The 26,508-nt window shown below is 28.4% G+C and carries 27 protein-coding genes; all 27 read right to left on the bottom strand.

Annotated features, from left to right (window positions below; all coding sequences use genetic code 11):
* Window positions 1-10: 10 nt before the first annotated feature.
* Complete coding sequence (gene def, locus LPC13_RS00865) at window positions 11-454, bottom strand: peptide deformylase (protein ID WP_005213518.1); 444 nt, start codon at window positions 452-454, stop codon at window positions 11-13.
* A gap of 11 nt (window positions 455-465) precedes the next feature.
* The gene (gene priA, locus LPC13_RS00860; protein WP_005213519.1) at window positions 466-2,673 is read right to left on the bottom strand and encodes a primosomal protein N'; all 2,208 of its coding nucleotides are present in this window, start codon (window positions 2,671-2,673) and stop codon (window positions 466-468) included.
* 49 nt (window positions 2,674-2,722) lie between these two features.
* Window positions 2,723-3,910: a bifunctional phosphopantothenoylcysteine decarboxylase/phosphopantothenate--cysteine ligase CoaBC gene (gene coaBC / locus LPC13_RS00855; protein WP_005213522.1), complete on the bottom strand. Its 1,188-nt coding sequence runs from the start codon at window positions 3,908-3,910 to the stop codon at window positions 2,723-2,725.
* Between the two features lie 6 nt (window positions 3,911-3,916).
* Window positions 3,917-4,129: a DNA-directed RNA polymerase subunit omega gene (gene rpoZ / locus LPC13_RS00850; RefSeq protein ID WP_040419464.1), complete on the bottom strand. Its 213-nt coding sequence runs from the start codon at window positions 4,127-4,129 to the stop codon at window positions 3,917-3,919.
* Window positions 4,110-4,745 carry a guanylate kinase gene (gene gmk, locus LPC13_RS00845; protein WP_005213527.1) on the bottom strand — a complete coding sequence of 212 codons (636 nt, stop codon included), beginning with the start codon at window positions 4,743-4,745 and terminating at the stop codon, window positions 4,110-4,112. Before gmk ends, rpoZ begins: the two co-directional genes overlap by 20 nt.
* Window positions 4,745-5,014, bottom strand: a complete 270-nt coding sequence (remA, locus tag LPC13_RS00840) for an extracellular matrix/biofilm regulator RemA (protein WP_005213529.1) — start codon at window positions 5,012-5,014, stop codon at window positions 4,745-4,747. The genes gmk and remA overlap by 1 nt, the downstream gene beginning before the upstream one ends.
* A gap of 13 nt (window positions 5,015-5,027) precedes the next feature.
* Window positions 5,028-5,909 carry a YicC/YloC family endoribonuclease gene (locus tag LPC13_RS00835; RefSeq protein ID WP_005213531.1) on the bottom strand — a complete coding sequence of 294 codons (882 nt, stop codon included), beginning with the start codon at window positions 5,907-5,909 and terminating at the stop codon, window positions 5,028-5,030.
* A 361-nt stretch (window positions 5,910-6,270) separates the two neighbouring features.
* Window positions 6,271-7,641: an NCS2 family permease gene (locus LPC13_RS00830; protein WP_040419470.1), complete on the bottom strand. Its 1,371-nt coding sequence runs from the start codon at window positions 7,639-7,641 to the stop codon at window positions 6,271-6,273.
* Between the two features lie 168 nt (window positions 7,642-7,809).
* A complete protein-coding gene (locus LPC13_RS00825) occupies window positions 7,810-8,778 on the bottom strand; it encodes an asparaginase (protein ID WP_040419473.1) in 969 nt (322 codons plus the stop codon).
* Between the two features lie 279 nt (window positions 8,779-9,057).
* The gene (locus LPC13_RS00820; RefSeq protein WP_005213535.1) at window positions 9,058-9,462 is read right to left on the bottom strand and encodes a PBECR3 domain-containing polyvalent protein; all 405 of its coding nucleotides are present in this window, start codon (window positions 9,460-9,462) and stop codon (window positions 9,058-9,060) included.
* A gap of 186 nt (window positions 9,463-9,648) precedes the next feature.
* Complete coding sequence (spoIVA, locus tag LPC13_RS00815; RefSeq protein ID WP_005213536.1) at window positions 9,649-11,127, bottom strand: stage IV sporulation protein A; 1,479 nt, start codon at window positions 11,125-11,127, stop codon at window positions 9,649-9,651.
* 175 nt (window positions 11,128-11,302) lie between these two features.
* Window positions 11,303-12,295 (bottom strand): NAD(P)H-dependent glycerol-3-phosphate dehydrogenase, encoded by a 993-nt coding sequence (locus LPC13_RS00810; RefSeq protein WP_195244470.1) that lies wholly within the window; start codon window positions 12,293-12,295, stop codon window positions 11,303-11,305.
* A gap of 2 nt (window positions 12,296-12,297) precedes the next feature.
* The gene (gene der, locus LPC13_RS00805) at window positions 12,298-13,617 is read right to left on the bottom strand and encodes a ribosome biogenesis GTPase Der (protein ID WP_195244469.1); all 1,320 of its coding nucleotides are present in this window, start codon (window positions 13,615-13,617) and stop codon (window positions 12,298-12,300) included.
* A complete protein-coding gene (locus tag LPC13_RS00800) occupies window positions 13,617-14,954 on the bottom strand; it encodes a DUF512 domain-containing protein (RefSeq protein ID WP_195244468.1) in 1,338 nt (445 codons plus the stop codon). Before LPC13_RS00800 ends, der begins: the two co-directional genes overlap by 1 nt.
* A 119-nt stretch (window positions 14,955-15,073) precedes the next feature.
* On the bottom strand, window positions 15,074-15,730 hold the full coding sequence (gene phoU / locus LPC13_RS00795; RefSeq protein ID WP_005213540.1) for a phosphate signaling complex protein PhoU: 657 nt from the start codon (window positions 15,728-15,730) through the stop codon (window positions 15,074-15,076).
* 102 nt (window positions 15,731-15,832) lie between these two features.
* A complete protein-coding gene (pstB, locus tag LPC13_RS00790) occupies window positions 15,833-16,597 on the bottom strand; it encodes a phosphate ABC transporter ATP-binding protein PstB (RefSeq protein ID WP_005213541.1) in 765 nt (254 codons plus the stop codon).
* Between the two features lie 93 nt (window positions 16,598-16,690).
* Entirely contained in the window at window positions 16,691-17,515 is an 825-nt protein-coding gene (pstA, locus tag LPC13_RS00785) for a phosphate ABC transporter permease PstA (RefSeq protein WP_195244467.1), read from the bottom strand.
* Window position 17,516: 1 nt separating this feature from the next.
* Window positions 17,517-18,410 (bottom strand): phosphate ABC transporter permease subunit PstC, encoded by an 894-nt coding sequence (pstC, locus tag LPC13_RS00780; RefSeq protein WP_195244466.1) that lies wholly within the window; start codon window positions 18,408-18,410, stop codon window positions 17,517-17,519.
* Between the two features lie 169 nt (window positions 18,411-18,579).
* A complete protein-coding gene (locus tag LPC13_RS00775; protein WP_005213545.1) occupies window positions 18,580-19,428 on the bottom strand; it encodes a phosphate ABC transporter substrate-binding protein in 849 nt (282 codons plus the stop codon).
* Between the two features lie 223 nt (window positions 19,429-19,651).
* Complete coding sequence (locus LPC13_RS00770) at window positions 19,652-21,334, bottom strand: HAMP domain-containing sensor histidine kinase (RefSeq protein ID WP_005213546.1); 1,683 nt, start codon at window positions 21,332-21,334, stop codon at window positions 19,652-19,654.
* Between the two features lie 3 nt (window positions 21,335-21,337).
* Window positions 21,338-22,036: a response regulator transcription factor gene (locus LPC13_RS00765; protein ID WP_234088470.1), complete on the bottom strand. Its 699-nt coding sequence runs from the start codon at window positions 22,034-22,036 to the stop codon at window positions 21,338-21,340.
* Window positions 22,037-22,053: 17 nt separating this feature from the next.
* On the bottom strand, window positions 22,054-22,791 hold the full coding sequence (gene pgeF / locus LPC13_RS00760) for a peptidoglycan editing factor PgeF (RefSeq protein ID WP_005213551.1): 738 nt from the start codon (window positions 22,789-22,791) through the stop codon (window positions 22,054-22,056).
* A gap of 193 nt (window positions 22,792-22,984) precedes the next feature.
* On the bottom strand, window positions 22,985-23,437 hold the full coding sequence (nrdR, locus tag LPC13_RS00755) for a transcriptional regulator NrdR (RefSeq protein ID WP_040419502.1): 453 nt from the start codon (window positions 23,435-23,437) through the stop codon (window positions 22,985-22,987).
* A gap of 61 nt (window positions 23,438-23,498) precedes the next feature.
* A complete protein-coding gene (locus tag LPC13_RS00750; protein ID WP_005213554.1) occupies window positions 23,499-23,777 on the bottom strand; it encodes a YlmC/YmxH family sporulation protein in 279 nt (92 codons plus the stop codon).
* Between the two features lie 213 nt (window positions 23,778-23,990).
* On the bottom strand, window positions 23,991-24,764 hold the full coding sequence (gene sigG / locus LPC13_RS00745; protein WP_005213556.1) for an RNA polymerase sporulation sigma factor SigG: 774 nt from the start codon (window positions 24,762-24,764) through the stop codon (window positions 23,991-23,993).
* Window positions 24,765-24,845: 81 nt separating this feature from the next.
* A complete protein-coding gene (gene sigE, locus LPC13_RS00740; RefSeq protein ID WP_005213558.1) occupies window positions 24,846-25,553 on the bottom strand; it encodes an RNA polymerase sporulation sigma factor SigE in 708 nt (235 codons plus the stop codon).
* A gap of 8 nt (window positions 25,554-25,561) precedes the next feature.
* Window positions 25,562-26,365: a sigma-E processing peptidase SpoIIGA gene (locus LPC13_RS00735; RefSeq protein ID WP_234088468.1), complete on the bottom strand. Its 804-nt coding sequence runs from the start codon at window positions 26,363-26,365 to the stop codon at window positions 25,562-25,564.
* Window positions 26,366-26,508 lie beyond the last annotated feature (143 nt).

Raw genomic sequence — 26,508 nt, 5'->3', positions numbered from 1 at the left:
TTTCATCCTCCTATTTTGCGTGATCTACGTATAGTACTCCATTTAAGTGATCATTTTCATGAAGCACTGCTCTTGCTAACAATTCTTCTGCTTCAAGTATAAATTGTTGTCCTTTTTCATTAAAAGCTCTAACTTTCACATAATTAGGTCTTTCAATTGGACAAGTTTTTCCTGGAATACTTAAACAACCTTCATCATCAGTTTGACTACCACTAGTTTCTAATATTTCAGGATTTATAAATACCATTAATCCATTTTCATCTCTTATATCTATAACAAAGATTCTCTTTAGTATACCAACTTGAGGAGCCGCTAATCCAACACCATCTGCTTCATACATTGTTTCTGCCATATCCTTAATAAGAGTTAACTCTCTTTTAGTTATTTCAGTTACTTCTTTACATGTCTTTCTTAAAACATCGTCTCCCATTGTTCTAATAGTTCTAATTGCCATTTTATTTCCTCCTAATTTAAATTGTTTGGATTTATATCTATACTTATTCGTATATCATTATATACGTTCTTGTTCTCTTCATAAAGTAATTCTTTAATATTTTTAGCAAATTCATCATTAAATTCACCCTTTATTATAATTTGCCACCTATAATTTTCCTTTATTTTAGATATCATACAAGGAATTGGTCCTAAAATTTCTAAATCATATTCCTTTTTTACCAACGGTTCTATTATATTAAATATTTTATGCATAAATTCTTTTAATAACTCTTCATTTTTTGAAATTCCATTTATTAAAAATATTTTACCAAACGGTGGATACTTCATCAACGCTCTAATTGTGAATTCTTTTTCATAAAAGCCTTCATAATCATAATTTATTGCATAATTTAAACTATAATGTTCTGGTGTATATGTTTGTATTATAACCTTCCCTTGCTTTTCTCCTCTACCAGCTCTCCCGGCAACCTGTGTTATAATTTGAAATGTTTTTTCTCCTGATCTATAATCTGGTATATTTATAGACATATCTGCAGCTAATATTCCAACTAAAGTTACATCTTTAAAATCCAATCCTTTTGATACCATTTGAGTACCTATAAGTATATTTGCTTTTTTTTCTTTAAAAGCATTATATATTTTTTCATGAGAGTTTTTTTCTCTAGTTGTATCTACATCCATTCTAAGAACTCTTGCATCTTTAAAGTACTTTCTAACTTCCTCTTCCACTCTTTGAGTTCCAGCTCCAAAAAACTTTACATACTTACTATCACATTTAGGACATACCTTTGGTTCTCTTTTAGTTTTTCCACAATAATGACAAACTAAAAAACCATTCTTATGATATGTCATTGAAATATCACATTCCTCACATTTAAATACATAACCACAACTTCTACAAGAAACAAAAGTAGAAAACCCTCTTCTATTTAAAAATAATATAACTTGCTCGCCTTTACTTAAAGTTTCATTTATACTCTTATAAAGTTCTCTACTAAATAAAGACTTATTTCCTGATCTTAATTCTTCTCTCATATCTATAACTTGCATAGGAGGCATTTCTTTATTATCTACACGATTTTTCAGTTCTAAAAGCTCTATTTCCCCTGTAATTGCTCTATAGTAATTTTCAATACTTGGAGTAGCTGAACCTAAAATAACCTTACAGCCTCGTTGATTGCTTATAAATTCTGCAACTTCTTTTGTTTGATACTTTGGATTTTGTTCAGATTTATATGTGTTTTCATGCTCTTCATCAATTATAATAAGCCCTAAATTCTTTGCTGGCAGAAATATTGCACTTCTTGCCCCTACTATAAGCCTGGCCTTACCTTGCCTTACTCTATACCATTCATCAAAACGCTCACCATCAGAAAGCTTACTATGAAATAATGCAACATCTCTTCCAAATCTTCCTTTAAATCTTTCAATCATTTGAGGTGTTAGTGATATTTCCGGCACCAGTATTATTGCACTTTTATTTTCAGATAAAGTTTTTTCTACTAATCTCATATATACTTCAGTTTTACCAGATCCAGTAACACCTTTAAGTAAAAATATATTTTTTTTTGAATTTAAAAATTCTTCTATAACATTTTTTTGTTCAAATGTTAACTCTTTTTCATTATCCTTTATATAAATTCTATCATTATACCTATAAACAGTTTCTTCTTCTACTAATAAATTTCCATTCTCTATTAGTTTATTTAACTTATATAAAGAAATTGAGTGATTTTTAGTAAGTTCTGCTTTTGTATATACTCCTGAATTACTTTTTATAAAATCAATTATTTCTGTATAACCATCTTTACTTTTAAACTTGCTTAAATCATCATCTATAAAAGCTATGACCTTTTTACTTTTGCTTTTTGCACCTTTTAATATTCCTGTTGGAATAAGCAATCTAAAAGCATCAATATATTTACAAAGATATTTTGTTCTTAAAAAATTTATAAGTTCAATATCTGCTTCGGTAATTATAGGTTCTTTATTTTCAATAGATGATATTTCCTTAACTTTAAAGTTTAAACAAGCTTCCTCTTCTTTTTTTATACTAAGCACAAATCCTTCGGAATATCTATTTCCAAAACCAAATGGTACTTTTACTATTTGGCCTATTTTTATGTCCTCTTCTAATTCATGAGGTACTTTATATGTAAAAGGTCTATCTATTTCTAATGCGTCACTATTTACTATTATCTCAGCATAAAGCTTCAAAACATCACCCTCATATACAAAAACTATTTTTATACAAAGAAAAGCGCAATTAGCGCTTTCCTAGAATCATATCAAATATATTACTTGCAACTTCTTTTTTACTCATCTTATCAAGATGCATAGCTTTATTATCCTTTGAAATAATAATTACTTTATTATCATCGCTACCAAAGCCTGTATCACTTGCAGTAATATCATTTGCAACGATAAAATCTAAATTTTTATTTATAAGCTTTTTGTTAGCATTTTCAATTACATTATTACTTTCTGCTGCAAAGCCTACTAATATTTGATGAGTTTTGCTTTCGCCTAACATTTTTAATATATCATTATCTCTAGTTAAGCAAAGGTTTAAGTCTCCCTCACCTTTTTTTATCTTTTCTTTGCTATATTCCTTTGGTTTATAATCAGCTACAGCAGCTGATTTAATAACAATATCTGAATCAGCAAAGTTCTCAAAGATTTCTTTTTTCATTTCTTCATTAGTTCTTATGTTAATTATTCTTACGTTTTTTGGTGGTTCTAAATTTGTTGGTCCTGATACTAAAGTAACCTCAGCTCCTCTATCTCTTGCTTCTTCAGCAATTGCATATCCCATCTTTCCTGTAGATCTATTTGTAATATATCTAACTGGATCTATAGGTGCTATAGTTGGACCTGCACTTATAAGTACCTTTTTACCTTTTAAATCCTGCTCTTTATCCTCTAATTCAAATAGTACTCTTTCAACAATTGTATTTACATCAGCCAGCTTACCTTTACCTATATCTCCACAAGCTAATCTTCCACTTGCCGGTTCAATAAATTCATAACCAAAGCTTTTTAGCTTTTGTATATTATTTTGAACTATCTTATTTTCATACATGTTAGTATTCATAGCTGGCGCAAAAACAACTTTTGCTTTTGTAGCCATTATAGTAGTTGTTAACATATCATCTGCTATACCATTTGCTACTTTTCCTAATACATTTGCAGTGCATGGAGCAACAAGCATCAAATCAGCTTTTTGTGCTAATGATATATGTTGAATTTCCCACGCTTTTGGTTCTGCAAACATATCAGTAACAACCATATTTTGACTAATAGATTGAAAAGTTAATGGATTTACAAACTTAGAAGCACTTTCTGTCATTATAACATGTACTTCAATGTCTTTCTTTCTTAAAGCACTAATTACATCTAATGCCTTATATACAGCAATACCACCAGTAACTCCAATAACAACACATTTACTCATAGCAGTTTACTCCTTATCAGTTTTATGATAAGAAATTGCTCCTTCATTTACTTCATTAACAGCAATTGTTAATGGTTTCTTTGATGGATTGTTAGTTAATACTTGGCTACCATCGATTATTTGTCTTGCTCTTCTTGATGTTACTATAACTAGTGAATATCTATCTTCTACCTTTTTTAATAAGTCCACCACTGATGGATTAATCATAGAGTTGTTCATGAATTAAGCCCTCCTTAGAATCTAATATTGTATCTTTTATTCTATCTACTCTACATTTTTCTGCGGCAATTATACCTTCTATTTTACTAACCGCCGTTAAAACTTCATCATTAACTACTGCATAATTATATTTAGAAACATAGTTTATTTCTTGATATGCATTTTTAAATCTTGTCATTAATGACTCTTCAGTTTCACTACCTCTTTTTATTATTCTTTGCTTTAACTCTTCCATTGATGGTGGAAGAATAAATATGAATACCCCTTCGCTAAAGTTTTCCTTAACTTTCAATGCACCTTGAATATCAATTTCTAATATAACATTTTTGCCTTCAGCTAGCATTTCTTCAACTTTAAACTTTGGTGTTCCATACATATTTCCATGTACTTCAGCGTATTCTAAAAAATCATTACTTTCTACTTTAGATATAAAATCTTCTTTAGTTAAAAAGTGATAATTTACACCATCAACTTCTCCAGCTCTTGGGCTTCTTGTAGTGGCTGAAACGGAAATAAATAAGTCATCATGTTTTTCTAAAAGTGCTTTACAAATAGTTCCCTTTCCTGCTCCTGAAGGCCCAGAAATAACAATTAATAAACCTTTATTATTTTGCATTATTCATCAACCTCATCTACAGTTTCATCTTTAGCTACTAATCTGTGTGCAACAGTCTCTGGTTGAACTGCTGATAAAATAACATGATCACTATCTGTTATTATAACAGCTCTTGTTCTTCTTCCATAAGTTGCATCAATAAGCATTCCTCTATCTCTTGCTTCTTGGATTATTCTCTTAATTGGTGCTGACTCTGGACTTACTATTGCAACAAGTCTATTGGCTGATACTATGTTTCCAAAACCAATATTAATTAATTTTATACCCATGACTCTCCTCCTATTATTCAATATTCTGTACTTGCTCTCTTATTTTTTCAAGTATATTTTTTATATCAATGACTATATTAGTCATTTGGATATCACTAGATTTTGAGCCAATAGTATTTGTCTCCCTATTCATTTCTTGTACTATAAAGTCAAGCTTTCTTCCAATTGGTTCATTTAAACTTAAAGTTTTTCTTACTTGATTAATATGACTGTTAAGTCTTATTATCTCTTCATCTATTGTTGCTTTATCTGCTAACATACAAACTTCCATCGCAACTCTATTTTCATCTATTTCAACATTTCCTAAAAGTTCTTTTAATCTTTCTTCAAGCTTAACTTTAAATGTTTTAGGTATACTATCTGCAAACTCCTCAACCTTTTTAACTAGTTCTTCTATTTGAGAAATTTTAAATAAAATATCTTCTTTAAGCTTATTTCCTTCAACTTCTCTCATTGCTATCATCATATCAAGAGAGTTTTTTATTAGAGGTTTTATTTCATCTAATATTTCCTCTATTTTATCTTCCTCTTCAACTACAGTTATAACATCTGAAAATCTTGCAATTTGCATTACCGAAATATCATTTTTAATTCCTAGCTTTTTTTCTATTTCTTTTAAACATTTTAAATATCCTTCAGCTAAATTCATATCAACTTTTGGAATTCCATTACCGTCTGAGTAAGTTTTTAAATTTATAAATACATCAACCTTACCTCTGCTTAATGTGTTATTTATTATTTTTCTTATTTCTTCTTCTAATGATATTAAGCTTTTAGGCATTCTAATGTTTACATCTAAATATCTGCTATTTACACTTTTCATTTCAACAGTAAAGAAGCGTTTCTTGCCTTCTTCACTGCTACTTCTTCCGAAGCTAGTCATACTCCTTACCATACTTTTCTCCTAACTTATATTTGCTTTATGCCAAATATAAAATTTTTTTAATTTTTATTATATTAAATTCGCAAATTTCTGTATCTCTGTCAATATCAATTAGTTTATAACTTTAACATTACATATGTCAATATTTTGTTCACAAATTGTTAACATTTTATATTTATATATATTTTATATCAAAAAAATAAAATGGCAAATTAAACATTAAATTAAAAAAGCTTTTTATTTTTTTAATTATAAAAAAATTGCTTAATAATTTAAAATTTTCATTTACCATTTTATATCTTTAACTTTTAATTTTCATTTTTTCTTAAAGTCTGCATCAATAAAATTAAGTATCACTTTGAATTTTTATATTTTACAAGAAAGCTATTTTTAATATAAATATAATTGCTAAAACATACATAATCCAAGATACTTTTACCTTTTCTTCTTTCTTTCTAGCAAATATCAAGTTATATAATAAATTAATTATAACATATGATAATATACCAAGAGTCAATCCATTTCCTATACTATAAGTTAACGGCATCGCTGCAATAGTTAAGAAAGCTGGAACACCTTCTGTTATATTATCAAAATCAATTTCTTTTACAGCTCCAAGCATTAAATATCCAACATAAATTAAAGCTGGTGCTGTTGCACAACTTGGAATTGCTATAAATATTGGCGAAAATAGCATAGCAATTAAAAATAAAACCCCTGTAGTTATAGCTGTAAACCCACTTCTTCCACCTGCTGCAACACCAGTTGAACTTTCAACATAAGTAGTAACTGTAGATACCCCTAGCAATGCGCCTGCAGTTGTTCCTACTGCATCTACTAGAAGAGCTCTCCCAGCATTAGGAACATTACCTTCATCATCTAGCATTTTAGCTTTTGAGCAAACACCTACTAATGTTCCTACAGTATCAAAGAAATCTACAAATAGAAAAGTAAATACTACTGTTATAAACATTTTGATATTTTCTGCACTAAACGCATTTACTAAATCAACTTTTCCTGCAATTTCTCCTATTCCTTCAAACTTAAAGATACCTGTTGGTAAGTAGATTCCTAAATTTGCTGCTGCTTCTTTATTAATTAACGCATATCCCCATCCTATTATCGCTGAAATTAATATTCCCCAAAGAATAGCGCCTCTTACACGTTTTTTATCTAAAACAGCTATTATTATAAGTCCTATAATTGATATTATTACTGCTGGAGTAAACTTTCCAAGTTCAACCATAGTAGATTCATTAGCTACTACTAAACCTGCATTAACCATACCTATAAAAGCTATAAATAATCCTATACCACCTGTGACTGCCAACTTCATATTTTTAGGAATAGAATTTACTACAGCTTCTCTAACTTTAAACAATGATAATACAATAAATATAATACCTTCTATAAAAACTGCAGTTAAAGCAACCTCCCATGATACTCCCATTTGTCCTACAACAGTATATGCAAAATACGCATTAAGCCCCATTCCTGATGCTAAAGCAAATGGAAGATTTGCAAAAAGCCCCATAAGTATAGAAGCAATTGCTGCTGATAAACAAGTTGCTGTAACTAATGCTCCAGCAGGCATACCTGTTGATGATAAGATATTAGGATTAACAGCAATAATATATGCCATAGTTAAAAATGTAGTTAACCCTGCTAACATCTCCTTTTTCATGTCTACATTTTTGTTTAAAAAAATAGGCAGGAGTTTTTCTTTTTTTGATACAGTTTGCATTAATAATTCCCCCTTTTTATTTTTTATGCACATTATCCTTTTATACTCCTATTTAAAACTTATTCCTCAAATCCTTTAAATATTTATATCTAAAATAAAAAAAGAGCCTGTACCAAAATAAAATTGATAAAGTCTCTTTTTTATATTATTACTTAAAATAATTATTATTTAAAATATATCTCTTATTTTCTCATATGACAATCCAGAATTAATTGCAAGAACTAATTTTATTCTTGCCTTTTGTCCTGCTAATGTATCACCAAATATAACTCCAAGATCCTTAAGCATTTTGCCGCCACCTTCATATCCATATGATTCATGTACTCTGCCTTCAAAACATCTTGATACTATTACAACTGGCACTTCTTTTTCTATTGCTCTTTTTATACCTTCAACCATTTTAGGTGGAACATTTCCTCTTCCTAAACCTTCTATTACAATTCCTCCAAAGCCTTTTTCTATAACAAAATCCATTAATGTTGAATCCATATCAGCTACACACTTAATTAATGCAACATCTTTTTTTATATCTGAAACATCATAAGTTTCAGTATTTTTTGTTTCTCTATAAAACATAACTTTATTATTATCAACTATTCCTATAGGTCCAAAGTTTGGAGTTCTAAATGCATTAAGAGCCATAGAATTAGCTTTTGTAACTTCAGATGCTGAATTTAACTCACCATTGAAGCATACAAGAACACCTCTCCCTTTAGCATCATCAGATATAGCTGTACAAATAGATGCTGCTAAATTTGATGGCCCATCATATCCAAGCTCCGAACCACTTCTCATTGCACCTGTTATAACTATTGGCTTATTACTATTTATAGTTAAATCTAAAAGATATGCTGTTTCTTCTAATGTATCTGTTCCATGAGTTATAACTACACCATCAATGTCATCTCTTTCTAATAACTCTTTAATAAACTTACTAAGTTTTATCATAGTTTTAAAAGTCATATGAGGTGATGGCATACTTGAAAAACTATAAGATTCTATTTCTGCAAATTCTTCAATGCCTGTAACCATGGACATTATTTCTTCACCAGTTAAGCTAGGTACTGCTGCTTTTATTCTTTCATCTACTTTCATGGATATCGTTCCACCATTAAATACTACTGCTATTTTTTTCATCTTGTCCTCCACATCTTTAGTTTATATATTATTCTTCTAAAATAAAAAACTTGTACAAATTTTCTACTTATATAATACTTATTTAACCTTGAAATCAAGCTTACTTACCTTGTAATCAATTATATAATATAGATGATTATCGGCAGGTCGACATTATCCTGCATCTCTGTTTACTACATTAATACTAGCGCATGAGGAGCCTTTTCTCACCTCAACAATCATCTATATATATTATTCTTAAATATTATACATTCAAAAAAATTTTATCGCAAATAATATTTATTTAATGGATTTCATTTCTATTAATTTTCCACTGTATATTCTATTTGCAATTTTTTTATCGGTAATTGGATACATTGTTGTTACATAAATATATTCATTTTCTTCATCTACTTCCACTCCTAAAAGCAAATTAGTATACATTGTCTTAATAAATTCTACAGCAGTCTGTCCCTGTTCATTTTTATATATGCCAATATAGTCAGGCTCTTCAAGTATCTTTTTCATCCTATCAAGAATACCGTCCCTAGTTTTTTTATCAAGTTGTTTCCCGTGCCTCTTAATAATATGCTTCAATACTCCTGGGGATGCATATATAACTCCGGTAAACCCTATACCTAACTCACTAGCTATCTTTCGCCTTAAATATCCTACTCTTTTATAGGTACAAAATCTGCTTTCCATACTATATCCCTCTTTACTATAATATATTAAGCATAAATACTATCTGCTTAATATATTCTATTCTATATAGTAATTTATTTACACTAAATTTCTTTATTTATTTCTATATTTCTTAATAATTAATAAAAAAAATTAAAAGCTTAGGCATATTTTGCACTAAGCTTTTAACTTTAAATTTCTAACTTTTTATAATATTATACAAATCAATCCGCCATTACCTTCATTTATAATCTTTTGAAGTGTTTTTTGGATTTTAACTTGAACATCTTCTGGCATTTTATACAATTTATTTTGTAATCCTTCTTTAACAAGTACCTCTAATGATTTACCAAACATATTGCTTTGCCAAACTGATGCAGGATCTTTGTCAAATTGTTCCATCAATGCTTTAACTAACTCTTCACTTTCTTTTTCTGAACCCATTATTGGACTAATTTCAGTTTTAATATCAGCTTTAATAAAATGAAGTGATGGTGCACTTGCTTTTAGTTTAACCCCAAACTTACTTCCTTGTTTAACAATTTCAGGTTCTTCAAATTTCATTTCACTAAGTTGAGGCGCAACTAATCCATATCCTGTTTCTTTTACATCCACTAAAGCATCTTTTATCTTATCATATTCAACCTTTGCAATATTTAATTCTTTAACAAGTGATATTAAATCACTTTCATTTGATACATCTACTCCACAATTTTCACTAAGAACCTTATAGAAAATTGTTTCACTAGGTTTAAGTAATATATTAGCAGTTCCTTCTCCTAAGTTAATTTCATTTAAGTCTGATGCGCTTAAATTTTGATTTTCCTTAGCATCATAAAATGCTGGTTTTATGTCTCTTATCTTATCTACATTTTGGCACATTCCCTTAATAATCTTAAAGAATTCTTTTTTTAGCCAATGATCTGGTTCAAGACACTCTACCCATTCTGGCATATCTATATTTATTTCTTTTACCGGGAATTCCTTAAGTACATTTTTGAATAACTTCTCAATATCTTTTTCAGTCATATTGAATACGTCCATAACCTGAACTTCAACATCATATTTCTTTTCTAATTCATCCTTTAATGCATCAGTTTCAGGCGAATTTATGTTTTTAGTGTTAAGTACTACTATGAATGGCTTATTTATAGCCTTTAATTCTTCTACAACTCTCTCTTCTGCTTCTACATAATCTTCTCTATTTATTCCTGTAATACTACCATCAGTAGTAACTACAAGTCCTACAGTAGAATGGTCAGTTATTACCTTTCTAGTTCCAATTTCAGCTGCTGCCTCAAAAGGAATTTCATCTTCAAACCATGGAGTGTTTACCATTTTTGGTGCATCATCCTCTGAGAATCCAAGTGCCCCCTTAACTATATATCCTACACAATCTACCATTCTTACCTTTAATCTTATATCCTCATCAATAGTTATTTCTACAGCCTCATTTGGAACAAATTTAGGTTCTGTAGTATGAATAGTTTTTCCTGAGCCACTTTGTGGAAGCTCATCCTTTGCTCTTTCTTTTTTATAAGTATTATCAATCTTTGGTATAACCATTAGGTCCATAAATTTTTTTATAAATGTAGATTTTCCCGTTCTAACTGGTCCAACTACCCCTAAATATATGTCCCCTTGAGTTCTTTCTGCTATATCCTTATATATATTGAAATCGCCCATAAGTACATCCTCCTATTTATTTTTAACACTATATATATATTCTTATATCTAAAAAAGTATACTGTTTTTTTAAACTTCTTATTTTAAATTTAAAAATATATATTTACCTTAATAAACTATATGTACTTAAATACAAAAAAAGAAGCTATTATTAAAATAGCTTCTTTAAATTTAATTAATTATTTTCAGATTTTTTATCTCTTTCCAATAATTCATTTACCATTGTTTTTGCATCTTTATTTTCAAATAAAACTTTATATAAAGCATCTGTAATTGGCATTTCAACATTTAATTTTTCTTTTAACTCATAAAATGCATGACAAGCTTTAATACCTTCTACTACCATTCCAACTTCAAGAACTGCTTCTTCTCTAGTCTTTCCAGTACCTATTAAGTATCCTGCTCTTCTATTTCTAGAGTGCATACTAGTACAAGTAACTATTAAGTCTCCCATGCCCGTAAGTCCTAAAAATGTTTCTATTTTTCCACCAAGCTTAGTTCCTATTCTAACTATTTCAGCCATACCTCTAGTCATAAGTGCTGCCTTAGTATTATCACCATAACCTAAACCATCACAAACACCTGCTGCAAGAGCAATAATATTTTTTACAGCTCCACCAATTTCTACTCCAATTAAATCATCATTAGTATAAACTCTAAAAGTCTTAGTCATAAATAAATCTTGAACTTCTTCTGCACATTTCATATTTTTTGATGATGTAAGTACAGTTGTTGGAACATTAAATGCAACTTCTTCTGCATGACTTGGACCTGATAATACAACTACAGGATTTTTAATTTCTTCCTCTATAACTTCTACTAAAGTTTTATTAGTTCCTTCTTCAATTCCTTTTGCAATACATATAACAGGTATGCTTTCATCAATTAAACCATTTAAACTTCTAGATGCAATTCTAATAACATGAGATGGAACAGCTAATACTACATAATCAGTATTAACTATAGCATCTTCTAAGTTATTATAAGCTGTAACATTTTTAGGCACTTCTAGCCCCTTAATGAATTTATCATTTTTTCTATTAACATTAATATCTTCTACAACGCCGCTATCTCTATCATATATAGAAACCGTATTTCCTTTGTTTGCTAATAAAATTGCTAAGGAAATTCCAAAACTTCCTCCGCCTAAAAAAGTCACCTTACTCATAATTAACTATCCTTTCTTTCCCTATACTCTATTTGAATTCCAGTACCACTAAAATCAAAGCTTTCTCTTAGTTGATTTTCTAAGTATCTTTCATATGAGAAATGTCTTGCATTTACATCATTAACGAAGAATACAAACTTTGGTGGTTTTGTAGCTACTTGAGTTGCATAGTATATTTTTAATCTCTTTAATGCTACAATTGGAGGTTCCTTCATTAATATTGCTTTACTTATAACATCATTAAGTACCCCAGTACCAACTCTCTTATCATAGTTATCATAACACTCTTTTGCAACTTCTAAAACTTTATGTGCTCTTTGACCTGTTAATGCTGATATAAATAAGAATTTAGCATATTTTATAAATTTAAGCTTGCTTTGAAGGTCTTTCTTATAAACATCCATAGTCTTATCATCTTTTTCTATTAAATCCCACTTGTTAACAATAACCATTATAGCTTTGTTTAACTCATGAGCAAATCCTATAATTTTTTCATCTTGCTCTGTTACACCTTCTGTTGCATCAATCATTAAAATACAAACATCAGCTCTTTCAACAGCTGCAAGTGTTCTAATTACTGAATATCTCTCAATTTCTTCTTTCACTTTGCTCTTTCTTCTAAGACCTGCTGTATCTATTAAAGTAAACTTACCAAACTCAGTTTCAACCTTACTATCTATAGCATCTCTTGTTGTACCTGCTATATCAGAAACTATTAATCTATCTTCACCTAATAATCTATTAATTAAAGATGACTTACCTACGTTAGGTTTACCTATCATAGCAATTTTTATGTCTTCTTCTTCCTCTTCTTTGCTTGCTATTGAATCAAAGTGAGCTACTACCATATCTAACATATCTCCAAGACCTTTTCCTTGACCTGCAGATATAGCAACTGGGTCACCTATACCTAAATTATAGAATTCCCATGCATTTTCTTCATCCTTTAAATTATCAATTTTATTAACAACAAGAACTACTGGTTTCTTAGACTTTCTAAGCATAGTAGCAACTTCATTATCAGCTGCTGTTAATCCTTCTTTACCATCAACTACAAACATTATAACGTCAGCAGTTTCTATAGCAATATTTGCTTGTCTTCTCATTTGCTTAACTATTATATCTTGGTTTTCTGGTTCTATACCACCTGTATCAATCATTGTAAAAGTATGACTTAGCCATTCTGCTTCTGCATATACTCTATCTCTTGTTACACCTGGTGTATCTTGAACTATTGAAATTCTTTTTCCTGCTAATTTATTGAATAATGTAGATTTACCTACATTTGGTCTTCCAACTATAGCTACTATTGGTTTTGCCATTATCTATTTTCCTCCTGACATGCTTCATTTATTATACTTACTATATCTTCGCCTGTATGATCACAGACAAGTACTTTAACACCTAATGCCTCTTCTATGTCTTCTATCTTTGTATCATCTAACATAATATACTCAGCAGGACCTAATTCATATCCTTTTCTAAACATATTATTTGGCATTATTAAATACTCACTATTAATTTTGCCTTTCAGTTGTGAAATAATATCAGTTCCAGTAAGAAGACCTGCAACAGTTATTGTTTCTCCAAAAAAGTGGTTAATAATTTTATATGTATCTATTTTAATATTAGGGTTAACTTCCATTAACTTTTTCATTCCATTACTTACTTCATCAAAAGCAAGCTTTCCTGTTGGAACAGAAAAAGTTCCTTTTATATTTTTATCTAGATGTTGAGCAGAATAGTTTATAGCTTCTCTAAAGCATCTAATCATTCCAATTCCATCTTCTATTTGCTCATACCCATTATAAAAGCTTTCTTCAGGCACATCTATACCTGACACTAAATAAAACTCATCAGAAAACCTTACAAATGGATCATTTATTTCTTCCATAAATCTCTTTTGGAACTCCATAACCATTTCTAATTCTTTTCTTGCCGTTTCATTAGTGAATGTTTTTACTTTAACTAATCCATCTCTATATTTAGTAACTCCAATTGGAACTACTGCTATATTAGCTACTGATGGATATAGTTCATATAAATCCGTTATAGTTCTTTTTAATTCTTCTCCGTTATTAACTTCTGGTATAAGAACTATTTGGCAATGCATTTCAATTCCAGCTTCAGCTAATCTCTTCATTCTATCATAAACTGCTCCTGCAAATCTATTGCTAAGCATCTTAACTCTAAGTTCTGGATTTGTTGTATGTACCGAAATATTTATTGGACTAATTCTATATTTAATAATTCTATCAATATCTTCTTCCTTCATATTAGTTAAAGTAACAAAGTTACCTTGAAGGAATGAAAGTCTTGAATCATCATCCTTAAAGTAAAGACTTTCTCTCATACCTTTAGGGTTTTGGTCAATAAAACAAAACATACACTTGTTACTGCATCTCTTTGCCTTATCCATAATACCGCCACCAAACTCAAGGCCTAATTCTTCTCCATATTCTTTTTCTATTTCATAATCCCATACTTCACCATTTGGTTTTTGGATTTCTAAAACTATTTCTTCATCACTAGTTAAAAACCTGTAGTCTATAATATCAACTATCTTTTCTCCATTTACTGATAATAAAATATCATTTACTTCTATGCCGACTTCTTCAGCAATACTATCAGGCATTACACTTGTTATTACATTTTTCATAATGTCACACTCCTATAATTACCTACCATCTCTATGATATATTAACCTATTAATTATATTCAGTCAACCAACAACTTTAGTAAAAAAAAGAATATAAGGTTCCCCTTATATTCTTATTATTACTCATTTAAATCTACATAATCACCTTTTGCTGAAAAAATTATCCACTCACATATATTAGTTACATGATCGCCAACTCTCTCTAAATATTTAGATGCAAATAATATTTGTGCTCCTTTGTTAATGATTGTTTCATCTTTTGCCATTTTCTTTAACATATCGCTAAATAAACCACGATATAAAATATCAACCTGATCATCCATTTTGCAAATTTCATAAGCAGCCTTTACATCACCTGCAACAAAAGCTGAAAGTGATTTATTAATCATTTTTCTTAAAATATCTACCATTTGCCAAATTGGTTCGCATTCTTCTCCTAAAATATCAAATTCAACTCTTTGTGCAATTTTACAAATATCAACTGCATAATCAGCCATTCTCTCTAAATCTGTAACTATTTTAGAAGTTGTAAATATTTTTCTTAAGTCTGTAGCTACTGGAGATTCCATTGCCATAAATTTTAAACACTGTTCTTCTATTTTTCTATTTAATTCATCAACTTTATCATCATTGTCCATTACTTGCTTTGCAAGAGCCATGTCTTTGTTTCTAAAAGCTTCTATACTGTTATATATTTGCTTTTCAACTAAACTTCCCATTTCAGCAAGCTCAGCAGTTAAAATCTTCATTCTTTTGTCTAAAAGATTTCTTGTCATGATTTCACTCCCTACTCTCAAATTATAACCTAAACATATTTTTACTCAAAACTTTAATTTATAATTACCCTTATTAAATATTCCCTTTTAACACACGTAATTTTATCCAAATCTACCTGTTATATAATCTTCTGTTCTCTTATCCTTTGGTCTATAGAATATATCCTCTGTCTTTCCATATTCAACAACTTCTCCTGATAAGAAAAATGCAGTTTTATCGGCAATTCTTCCTGCTTGTTGCATATTATGAGTAACAATTACAACTGTATATTGCTTTTTTAATTGATCCATAAGTTCTTCCATTTTATTGGTAGAAATAGGATCTAGTGCTGATGTCGGCTCATCCATTAATATTATTTCAGGAGAGACTGCTATAGTTCTAGCTATACATAATCTTTGTTGTTGTCCTCCTGAAAGACCTAATGCAGACTTCTTTAATCTATCTTTAACTTCATCAAAAAGAGCAGCACCTCTTAAACTTTTTTCAACTATTTCATCTAAAGTCCTTTTATCTTTAATTCCATGTATTCTAGGACCGTAAGCTATATTGTCATAAATAGACATTGGGAATGGATTAGGCTTTTGGAACACCATTCCAACCTTTTTTCTAAGGTCTATTTCATCATATTCCTTATATATGTCCTTTCCATCTATTAGTATTTGACCATTAATTTTAACTCCTTCAATTAAATCATTCATTCTATTTAAAGTTCTTAAAAATGTTGATTTACCGCATCCTGAAGGTCCAATTAATGCTGTAACTTTTTTTGACTCTATATCTAAATTTATATTTTTTAATGCTTTATTATCACCATAAAAAAGTTCTAGATTTCTAACCTGGATTTCAGGTTTTATTATATTTGACATATTTACACCTCAAAATCTTCTGATTTTCTTTCATTAATATAGTTACTTAATATAAAATTAGCACTATCTATCATTCCACTTAAAAATTAAACATTAATAATTAGCCTTGTTAAATCTGTTACTAATAAATTTGGCTAATAAGTTTAACACTAAAATCATTACAATTAAAACTATCCCTGCAGCAGCTGCTGATGCAATATCACCTTTCTCTTTAGTTTCAAGAAAAGCATGAACTGTTAAAGTTCTACCACTTGACATTATGCTTGTAGGTATTTTATAAACTGTACCTGCAGTTAAGAAAAGTGCTGCAGATTCTCCAATTACACGCCCCATTGAAAGTATTACTCCTGAAAGTATACCAGGTATAGCACTTGGAAGTATAACCTTATATAAAGTTTGGAATCTTGTTGCTCCAAGCCCAAGAGAAGCCTCTCTATATGATGGTGGAACCACTTTTAAAGACTCTTCTGTTGTACGAATAATTACTGGTAAAATTATAATTGCAAGAGTTAAAGATCCTGCTATAAGTGAATATCCAAACTTCAATGTAGTTACAAAAAATGCTGCTCCAAATAATCCATAAACTATTGATGGTATTCCTGCTAATGCTTCAGTTGAATATCTTATTATTTTAACAAGCCTACCTTGCTTTGCATATTCTTGTAAATAAACTGCTGATAATACCCCTATTGGTGTAGCAATAATTAATGATAATCCAATAGTATAAAGTGTTGAAATTATAAATGGCTTAATTCCACCACCACCTGATGGCTTATAATCACCAAATAAATAATTAAAATTTATAAGTTTATATCCTTTCATGAATATAAATCCTATTATAAAAACTAAAATTCCAACAGTTATTAATGCTGATAAATATAATAATACCTTTAAGATATTTTCTTTAAATTTTCTCATTTTACTTACCTTCCTTATTAGAAAGTTTAGAAATAACCAAGTTTAATATTAAAATGAATGCAAATAATACAACACCTGTTGCAAATAATAACTCTTGGTGTGATTGAGTTGCATATCCCATTTCTAAAGCTATATTACTTGTAAGAGGTCTCACCTTATCAAAAATAGATGTAGGTATTTGAACTGAATTTCCTCCAACTAGGATAATAGCCATGGTTTCTCCAATTGCTCTACCGCAACCTAATACTATAGCTGCAAGTATACCTGATTTTGCTGCAGGTACTACAACCTTAAATGTTGTTTCTATATGTGAAGCTCCAAGTGCTAACGAACCTTCTTTATAGCTTTTTGGAACAGCCTTTATTGCAGTTGTAGAAACTGAAATTATAGTCGGAAGCATCATAACTGCCAATACAATAATTACTGCTAATAAACTTTGTCCTTGTGGTAAATTGAAGGTCTTTTGTATCCATGGAACAATTACTGCCAAACCAAATAATCCGTATAATACAGATGGTATTCCAGCTAAAAGCTCAACTGCTGGAATTATAATTTTAGATAATCCTTTTGGTGCTACTTCTGAAATAAAAATTGCTGTAAGTAATCCTATTGGTACCCCTATTATTAAGGCTCCTATGGTACCATAAATAGATGCAATTATCATTGGTAATATTCCATACTTTTGATTTTCTGATGTCGGATACCATTCAGTTCCAAAAATAAATTGTGTGAATGATTTTCCTTCTGCAAAAAATGGTCTTAAACCTTTATAAAATACAAATCCTATAATTAAAACTAAACTTATAACTGCTATAAGTGCACATATTAAAAATATTGTTCTAGTAACTTTATCTACTATATATTTGCTTTTATTTTTTTTACTTTCTTCTACCATTTTAGTCCTCCTAATGGTAATAACTGCTTTTCAAATTACAAATTTAAAATTAAAAATAGCAAATTAACAAGGAAACCGCCAAGGCAGTTTCCTTAAACTTTATTTAATCAAAGTTTAATTTTTAATTTGCCTTTTGTAATTTTTATTTACTTAAATTATTCAATAGTTATTAATCAATAGTTATTAATTTATTTTCTTCTACTATTTGTTGTCCCTCTGGGCTTAATACGTAGTCAATTAATTTTTGACCATTTTCTGTTAAAGTATCTTCTTTAGTTACTAATAAGAATGGTCTTGATATTTTATATTTTGCATCTTTAACGTTTTGAGCTGTTGGTTCTACTCCATCAACTTGTAAAGCTGCTACAGTGCTATCAATATATTCAAAAGAAGCAAAACCAATTGCATTTTCATTTCCAGCTACTGTAGTTTTAACAGCTCCGCTACCATCTGAAATTGATGCATCTTTAGTTAACTCTTCTGATGCGTATCCTACTATTTCTTGGAATGCATCTCTAGTTCCTGAACCTTCTTCTCTTGAAACAACTACGATTGGTGAATCAGTTCCGCCTAGCTCTTTCCAGTTGGTAATTTTACCAGTATACACATTTTTCACATCTTCTAAAGATATGTTTTTAACTGGGTTATTAGGATTTACTAGTAAAGCAATTCCATCATATGCAATTGTAGTTCCTTTAACTGAACCCTTTTCTTCATCCTTTAATTCTCTTGAAGACATTCCTATTTCTGAAACTCCACCAATAACATCTTTTATTCCTGCCCCTGAACCATTTTGTTGTATTTCTAATGTAATATTATTATTTTCTTCTTCATATTTTTCTTGAATCTTTTCCATTAATGGCCCTACTGAAGTTGAACCTGAAATTGAAACAGTAACCGCTCCAGAACCATTATTTCCACCTTCTGCTGATTTATCAGATCCACATCCTACAAATGTAGCTCCTACCATAGTAACTAATAATGCCCCTACCATTAACTTTAATTTTTTACTTCTCATTTTTATTCCTCCACTTTCATAAATGAATTATTATTCATATACCTTACACACATAATATTATTCCTCTAAAGTTAAAGTAATATTACTTCTTCGTTAAATATTTTTAAGTCAATGTTAAGTTAATGTTAAATTTACATCTTTTAACTCTTTTCTAATATCTCTATAATTAACCTAAAAATATTTTAAATATAAAAAAAGGATTGTATTTCTACAATCCTTTTTGTTATTTCTTTATTTTAACAATAAATGTACTACCAATACCAACTGTTGATTCTACACTTATATCTCCATTAAACAATTTAACAATATGTTTAACAATTGCAAGTCCAAGTCCAGTCCCCCTTGTAGATCTTGATTTATCTACTCTATAAAACCTTTCAAAAATCCTTGGAATATCATTTTTAGGTATACCTATACCATCATCACTTACTTTAAAAATAAAACAATCGCCCTTTTCCGATGCGACTATATCAATATTTCCACCATCATTTGAATATTTAATGGCATTTTCAATTAAGTTTAAAGCTAATTGATGAAATTTATCTTTATCTCCAAGTATTTTTCCATTGAACTCATTGTAATAATTAATCTTAATATTTCTTTTATCAGCTTGCTTTGATACTACTTCAATTGTATTTCGAATAACTTCCATAGGCATAAAATATTCATTGTCCATCTTATGCATATTTTCTAAGTTAGAAAGAACTAAAATATCATTAATTAAATTACCTAATCTTTCCGATTCCTTTTCTATTATATCTAAAAATTTATTTCTAGTATTTTCATCATTAACATACCTTAAAGTTTCAGCAAAACCTTTTATAGATGTTAGCGGTGTTTTAAGTTCATGCGATACATTAGCAACAAATTCACTTCTCATATTTTCAAGCCTTTTTATATCAGTTATATCTTGAATTGTTATTACTATTCCTATAGGCTTTTTATATACTCCTATAATAGGTGACTTTTTTATTCTAATTTCTCTTTCTATAGGATGAAATAATTTTATTTCTTTTGTATCAATATCAGGAATATCTCTTATAAAATTAATTAAATCATAATCAATTATACAATCTGAAATATTCTTTCCTATAATTTCTTCTTTCACTCCAAAGAGCTTATTTGAATAGGGATTACTTAATATAATTTTTTCACTATTATCTAAAGCAATTACTCCACTTTCCATACTTTCTAAAATAGCTTCTAGCTTATTTTGCTTATCTAATGAATCATTTATCTTTATTTTAAGTTGCTCTGCCATATTATTAAAGGTTTGAGCTAAAAGACCAATTTCATCATAATTATAAATTATAGCTCTTTTATCTAAATCACCAGCTGCAATTTTAGTAGTTACCTTTTCTAATTCTTTTACTGGATACACTATAATTTTTACTAATTTAACAGCTAATAATAATGATAATAAAAATACTACTATAACTATGGCAATATAATATTTAAGAGTACCTAATGTAAAAACTTTAATATTGCTAATTGGCACAGAGCTTCTAACTACTAAATTATCACTTATTTTAGTTGCAACATATGCTAAATTACATGATAATGTATCGCTAAATCTTACACTTGTACCTTCACCTTTATTAAAAGCATCTATTATTTCTTGTCTATCTTTATGATTTTCTAAATTTTCTTTTTCATTATCATAAATAACTTCGCCATCTTTATTTACTACAGTGAATCTTACAGCATTGCCCTTAAATGTAAATAATGATACATTATCATAATCATTATTTTTTATATCATCTGCAATTAATAAATTGTAAATTGATAATATTTCCTTTGCATCATTAATAGTATTAACATTTACTAAAGCAATAAATGAACTAGTTACTATTATTAATGCAAATACTACAGTAATTACTACTGATGTTATAATTCTTTTCTTCATTATTTATAAATTAGGGTTAAACCTATACCCTACTCCTCTAATAGTTTCTATAAATTTAGGATTTTTATCATCTGACTCTATTTTTTTTCTTAAATATCTAATATGAACATCTACAGTTCTTGTTTCTCCAATATATTCATAGCCCCAAATTTTATCTAATAAAGTATCCCTTGTTAAAATTTTACCTTTGTTTCTAATTAAAATTTCAAGGAGTTCAAACTCCTTTAGTGTTAACTCTAACTTGTTATTTTTTATAAGTACCTCTCTTTTTTCAAAGTCTACAGTTAAATCACCAAAAACTAAAACATTTTCCTCAGACTCAACAATAGAAAATCTTCTAAGTACAGCTTTAACTCTAGCAAGCAATTCTCTTACTGAAAATGGTTTTGTTATATAATCATCTGCACCAAGTTCTAATCCTAATATTTTATCAATCTCTTCACTTTTAGCCGTTAACATTATTATTGGCGTATTCATAACTTCCTTAGTACTTCTTATTTCCTTACATACATCATATCCATCTTTTCCTGGAATCATTAAATCAAGTAAAATTAAGTTTGGTCTTTCCTCTAATACAATTTTCATTGCATCTATTCCATTATTGGCACTTAAAATTTTATATCCATTACTTTCTAAGTTGTAACGTATAAGTTCTGCTATATGTTCCTCATCATATACTACTAATATTTTTTCATTTGCCATTATTATCACCCCATAATTTATTTTATATATGCAAAGGAAAATAACCTTCCATAAGTTCCATTACTCTTTCTGTATGAGAATAATTTTTCTTCTTCTTCACAGTGTGTACATATTTTTAGAGAATATATGTTGTTTTCATTTATTCCTATTGATTTCAGACTTTCTTCTATGCATAATTCCATACTTAGATTTCTTCCATTAAAAAGTTTTTCCTTAGGCACATTAAATTTTTCAATAAACTTCTCTTTTAATTCTTCTGAAATTTCATAACAGCACTGTCTAATATGAGGTCCTATATAAACTTTTATATTATTTACATCTGAATTAAAATTAGTAATCATTTTATCTACAGCCTTTTTACTTATCTCATTAAAAGTTCCTTTCCATCCACTATGAATGGCACTTATAACATTTTTCTCTTCATCCACTAAAATAACTGGAACACAATCAGCTGTAAAAGCTCCTATTATAACACCTTTTTCATTTGTTATTATGGCATCTCCTTCATTTTCAATAAAATCTTTAATTTCTTTTTTATAACTAATAACATTATCACTATGAATTTGATGTAAATATTGAACTTCATCTACATTAAAATCTTCTTTTAATGAAAATAAATTTGCCATACCCTCTTCAGTATTTCTATTAAAACTTCTATGATTTTTAGCATTTGAAAATACTATATTTATTTTTCCATTCTCTAAAACCCAAAAATCTTTATATTCCTTTAAATCTTTAACATATATATAATTCATTTTTCACCTCTAAAATATTCTTATTTTATTTTAACATCTATTAACTACTTTTTCTATTTACTAGCTATATGTTTTAACCTACTTTTAACTTTTCTACTACAATATTAAAGTTTTAGCTTCTTATAATTAATACTTCTATTTAAACACGAAAAAGAGTTGTGTTTTATATTACCACAACTCTGTAAATATTCTATTATTTTGTCATTAAACCTTTTATCTCATCTAAAAAAGTATTAATATCCTTAAATTCTCTATATACAGATGCAAATCTCACATAAGAAACCTCATCAAGTTCTTTTAGTCTATCCATAACCATTTCACCAATTACTCTTGATTCAATTTCAGTAAGCATATTATTCGAAATAGTTTTTTCTATGTCTTCTGCTAATTCCTCTATTTGCTTTCTAGATATTGGTCTTTTTTGACAAGCTATAATTAGTCCATTAACTATTTTTTCTTTATTAAAGTTTTCTCTTGTAGAATCTCTTTTAATTACTAGTATAGGAATATCTTCAATCTTTTCATAAGTTGTGTATCTTCTTCCACACTTAGTACATTCTCTTCTTCTTCTAATTGTTGTATTATCATCTGTAGCTCTAGAGTCTACAACCTTACTTTCATAAAAAAAACAAAAAGGACATTTCAAGTAAATCACGCCTTCCTCTTATTTAGTATATGAACATTATACAATTTTTTAGTTGTTTTTTCTATATTTTATTTTCATCTAAGTTAAGTTCTATACCAGATGCATCTACTAACAATACATCAACACCAATTTTTATTACTTTTTCCCAAGGTATTTCTATATCATCTTCTTTAGAAAACCATCCCTTCGTTGCACCTGCCAACAGTATAGCTGTTATTTTTTGCTCATTAATATCAATTTTATAATCCTTTGTATACCCTAATTTACAGCCAGTGGATATATCAATAACCTCCATACTTCTAATAGCATTTACAGAATATAAAATTAATTCGTCTTCCATTTTTTAATCCCCCTCATTATAAAATATATTATTGATTAATAAACTTTAATCTCTTCATATTTATTACTTTATATAATATAACCTACTCTAAATAGGATTTTTTACTTTATATTTAATCTTTATTTTTCATTGCAAATATTATCCTTTAATTTAAATATATTTAATAATTATTTATATAATGCTAAATATAAAAAAAATAGGACTCATAGAGTCCTATACATATTTTCTCATGTGTTTTAATGCTGTTTTTTCTAATCTTGAAACTTGCGCTTGAGATATACCAATTTCATCTGCAACTTCCATTTGAGTTCTTCCATTAAAAAATCTTAATGTTAAAATTAGTTTTTCTCTATCATTCAATTTTTTCATGGCTTCTTTAATTGATATATTTTCAAGCCAGTTATCATCACTATTTTTAGAATCACTTATTTGATCCATAACATAAATTGCATCTCCACCATCATGATAAATTGGTTCAAATAAAGAAACAGGATCTTGAATTGCATCTAAGGCAAATACTACATCTTCTCTTGGTATATTTAATTCTTTTGCAATTTGTGAAACAGTTGGCTCTTTGTTATTATCCTTAACTAGTTTATCCCTAACTAATAACGCTTTATAAGCTATATCTCTCAATGATCTACTTACTCTTATAGAATTATTATCTCTTAAATACCTTCTAATTTCTCCTATTATCATAGGTACAGCATAAGTTGAAAACTTTACATTTTGACTCAAATCAAAATTATCTATAGCCTTCATTAATCCTATACATCCAACTTGAAATAAATCATCGACATTTTCGCCTCTATTATTAAACCTCTGGATAACACTTAAAACTAGCCTTAAATTTCCTTTAATAAAGGTTTCTCTAGAACTCGTATCACCCTCCCTCATTTTTAAAAGGAGTTCTCTTTTCTCTTTTTCTTTAAGTACTGGTAGTTTGGAAGTATTAACTCCACAAATCTCAACTTTGTTAACAATCAAAGTTACTCACTCCTTCGGAAGTAATAACATACTGCATTTAAAATTATTTCCTTAAGAGTATTCTTTTATACTAAAGACAACCTAAATCATTTTATTAATTTCTTTTTTTAATCTATTTATTATCTTTTTTTCTAACCTAGATATATAAGATTGAGAAATGCCTAAAATGTCTGCAACCTCTTTTTGAGTCTTTTCACTATTACCTGCTAAACCAAATCTTAATGTCACTATTTCCTTTTCTCTATCATTTAAATTTCTTAAAGCTAAAAATAATAACTGCTTATCCACTTCATCTTCAATCAAATTATAAACAGTATCATTTTCTGTCCCTAAAATATCTGATAATAATAATTCATTTCCATCCCAATCAATATTTAGAGGTTCATAAAATGACACTTCTGCTTTTACCTTGCTATTTCTTCTTAAATACATTAATATTTCATTTTCTATACATCTTGAAGCATAAGTCGCAAGCTTTATTTTTTTATCTGGTTTAAAAGTATTTACTGCCTTTATTAAACCAATGGTCCCTACTGAAATTAAATCTTCAACTCCTACTCCTGTATTTTCAAATTTTCTTGCTATATAAACAACTAATCTTAAATTTCTCTCTATTAATATATTTCTTATTTCATCTCCACCACTCTCAAGCTTTTCAACTAGCTTTTCCTCTTCATCTTTCTTTAAAGGAGGTGGCAATGCATCATTTCCTCCAATGTAGTCTACTCTCTTCGTCCCAATATTAAGCTTTGATAATATTTTATTTATTAATAAAATTATTTTTTTCATATACCCTCCTATACTATTCCCCTTGAAAGTAGTGCATGAAAATCATCAGTTTTACTTAACTTTCCTTCACACTCACATATAATAGCATCAACATTAATCCATGATTTATCTTCTTCATTTCGTATTTTTATACTTTCACCTTTAAACCCTTGTACCGCTCCATCCTTACTTATTGTTTTGTATCTTATTGTATATTTATCTTTATCTTGTATATTAAACTGATCAAAATAATTTTTTTCAATCAATATACATGGTAAATTAGTTACTGGTTCTCTTAACTCATTTCCTGTATCTAAAAAACCTTTTATTTGTAATGTATTATTTCCTTCCCTAATATATATATCATATATAAAATTTTTAATTATAGCCCTTTCCTTTATAGAATCTATTATTCTTGTGATACATATAAAAACAATTATCAAAGCTAATGCTACTTCCTTAAATGAATTATTTTCTATAACAAAATCTTGTCCTACTAAATATGTGTTTTGCATTACAACAAAACTAAAACACATACCACCTAACATAAATGCAATCATAAAAAATATAAAGGTCGATTTTATAATGTTAATTATTTTTCTATTATCAATAGCAATATAAATCATCACTATTGCAACTACTAACTTTGCTAATATGGAAGTTAAAATCATTACATTATAAAAGATAACTAAAGCATATAGTGCACCTAATAATGATGATAAATATAATAATTTAATATTATATTTAATCCTCTGTATCTTAAATGTTAATAATAATAAAAATATATTTATTATAAAGTTTTCGAAAATAAAAATATCTAGATAAACCTCCACATTTCTATCCTCCCTATTAAATCAATTATAACTTTATGCATAAAAATTTTTTGTCATTTTTGAGGATATTAAAAAATTTTTCACTCATACTTTTTTTACATTTTTTTTAATATATTTTTATATTAAGTATCTATTTTTTGTTT

It is taken from the genome of Clostridium celatum (assembly GCF_021412605.1).
GTDB lineage: Bacteria > Bacillota > Clostridia > Clostridiales > Clostridiaceae > Clostridium > Clostridium celatum.
This window is presented reverse-complemented; position numbering and strand designations above follow the sequence as displayed.

What these genes read in the sequence shown, in the direction of transcription:
- def (WP_005213518.1), bottom strand. Translation starts at nt 454, where the DNA reads ATGGCAATTAGAACTATTAGAACAATGGGAGACGATGTTTTAAGAAAG.
- coaBC (WP_005213522.1), bottom strand. Translation starts at nt 3,910, where the DNA reads ATGAGTAAATGTGTTGTTATTGGAGTTACTGGTGGTATTGCTGTATAT.
- rpoZ (WP_040419464.1), bottom strand. Translation starts at nt 4,129, where the DNA reads ATGAACAACTCTATGATTAATCCATCAGTGGTGGACTTATTAAAAAAG.
- gmk (WP_005213527.1), bottom strand. Translation starts at nt 4,745, where the DNA reads ATGCAAAATAATAAAGGTTTATTAATTGTTATTTCTGGGCCTTCAGGA.
- remA (WP_005213529.1), bottom strand. Translation starts at nt 5,014, where the DNA reads ATGGGTATAAAATTAATTAATATTGGTTTTGGAAACATAGTATCAGCC.
- LPC13_RS00835 (WP_005213531.1), bottom strand. Translation starts at nt 5,909, where the DNA reads ATGGTAAGGAGTATGACTAGCTTCGGAAGAAGTAGCAGTGAAGAAGGC.
- LPC13_RS00830 (WP_040419470.1), bottom strand. Translation starts at nt 7,641, where the DNA reads ATGCAAACTGTATCAAAAAAAGAAAAACTCCTGCCTATTTTTTTAAAC.
- LPC13_RS00825 (WP_040419473.1), bottom strand. Translation starts at nt 8,778, where the DNA reads ATGAAAAAAATAGCAGTAGTATTTAATGGTGGAACGATATCCATGAAA.
- LPC13_RS00820 (WP_005213535.1), bottom strand. Translation starts at nt 9,462, where the DNA reads ATGGAAAGCAGATTTTGTACCTATAAAAGAGTAGGATATTTAAGGCGA.
- spoIVA (WP_005213536.1), bottom strand. Translation starts at nt 11,127, where the DNA reads ATGGGCGATTTCAATATATATAAGGATATAGCAGAAAGAACTCAAGGG.
- LPC13_RS00810 (WP_195244470.1), bottom strand. Translation starts at nt 12,295, where the DNA reads ATGAGTAAGGTGACTTTTTTAGGCGGAGGAAGTTTTGGAATTTCCTTA.
- der (WP_195244469.1), bottom strand. Translation starts at nt 13,617, where the DNA reads ATGGCAAAACCAATAGTAGCTATAGTTGGAAGACCAAATGTAGGTAAA.
- LPC13_RS00800 (WP_195244468.1), bottom strand. Translation starts at nt 14,954, where the DNA reads ATGAAAAATGTAATAACAAGTGTAATGCCTGATAGTATTGCTGAAGAA.
- phoU (WP_005213540.1), bottom strand. Translation starts at nt 15,730, where the DNA reads ATGACAAGAAATCTTTTAGACAAAAGAATGAAGATTTTAACTGCTGAG.
- pstB (WP_005213541.1), bottom strand. Translation starts at nt 16,597, where the DNA reads ATGTCAAATATAATAAAACCTGAAATCCAGGTTAGAAATCTAGAACTT.
- pstA (WP_195244467.1), bottom strand. Translation starts at nt 17,515, where the DNA reads ATGAGAAAATTTAAAGAAAATATCTTAAAGGTATTATTATATTTATCA.
- pstC (WP_195244466.1), bottom strand. Translation starts at nt 18,410, where the DNA reads ATGGTAGAAGAAAGTAAAAAAAATAAAAGCAAATATATAGTAGATAAA.
- LPC13_RS00775 (WP_005213545.1), bottom strand. Translation starts at nt 19,428, where the DNA reads ATGAGAAGTAAAAAATTAAAGTTAATGGTAGGGGCATTATTAGTTACT.
- LPC13_RS00770 (WP_005213546.1), bottom strand. Translation starts at nt 21,334, where the DNA reads ATGAAGAAAAGAATTATAACATCAGTAGTAATTACTGTAGTATTTGCA.
- LPC13_RS00765 (WP_234088470.1), bottom strand. Translation starts at nt 22,036, where the DNA reads ATGGCAAATGAAAAAATATTAGTAGTATATGATGAGGAACATATAGCA.
- pgeF (WP_005213551.1), bottom strand. Translation starts at nt 22,791, where the DNA reads ATGAATTATATATATGTTAAAGATTTAAAGGAATATAAAGATTTTTGG.
- LPC13_RS00750 (WP_005213554.1), bottom strand. Translation starts at nt 23,777, where the DNA reads ATGGAAGACGAATTAATTTTATATTCTGTAAATGCTATTAGAAGTATG.
- sigE (WP_005213558.1), bottom strand. Translation starts at nt 25,553, where the DNA reads ATGAAAAAAATAATTTTATTAATAAATAAAATATTATCAAAGCTTAAT.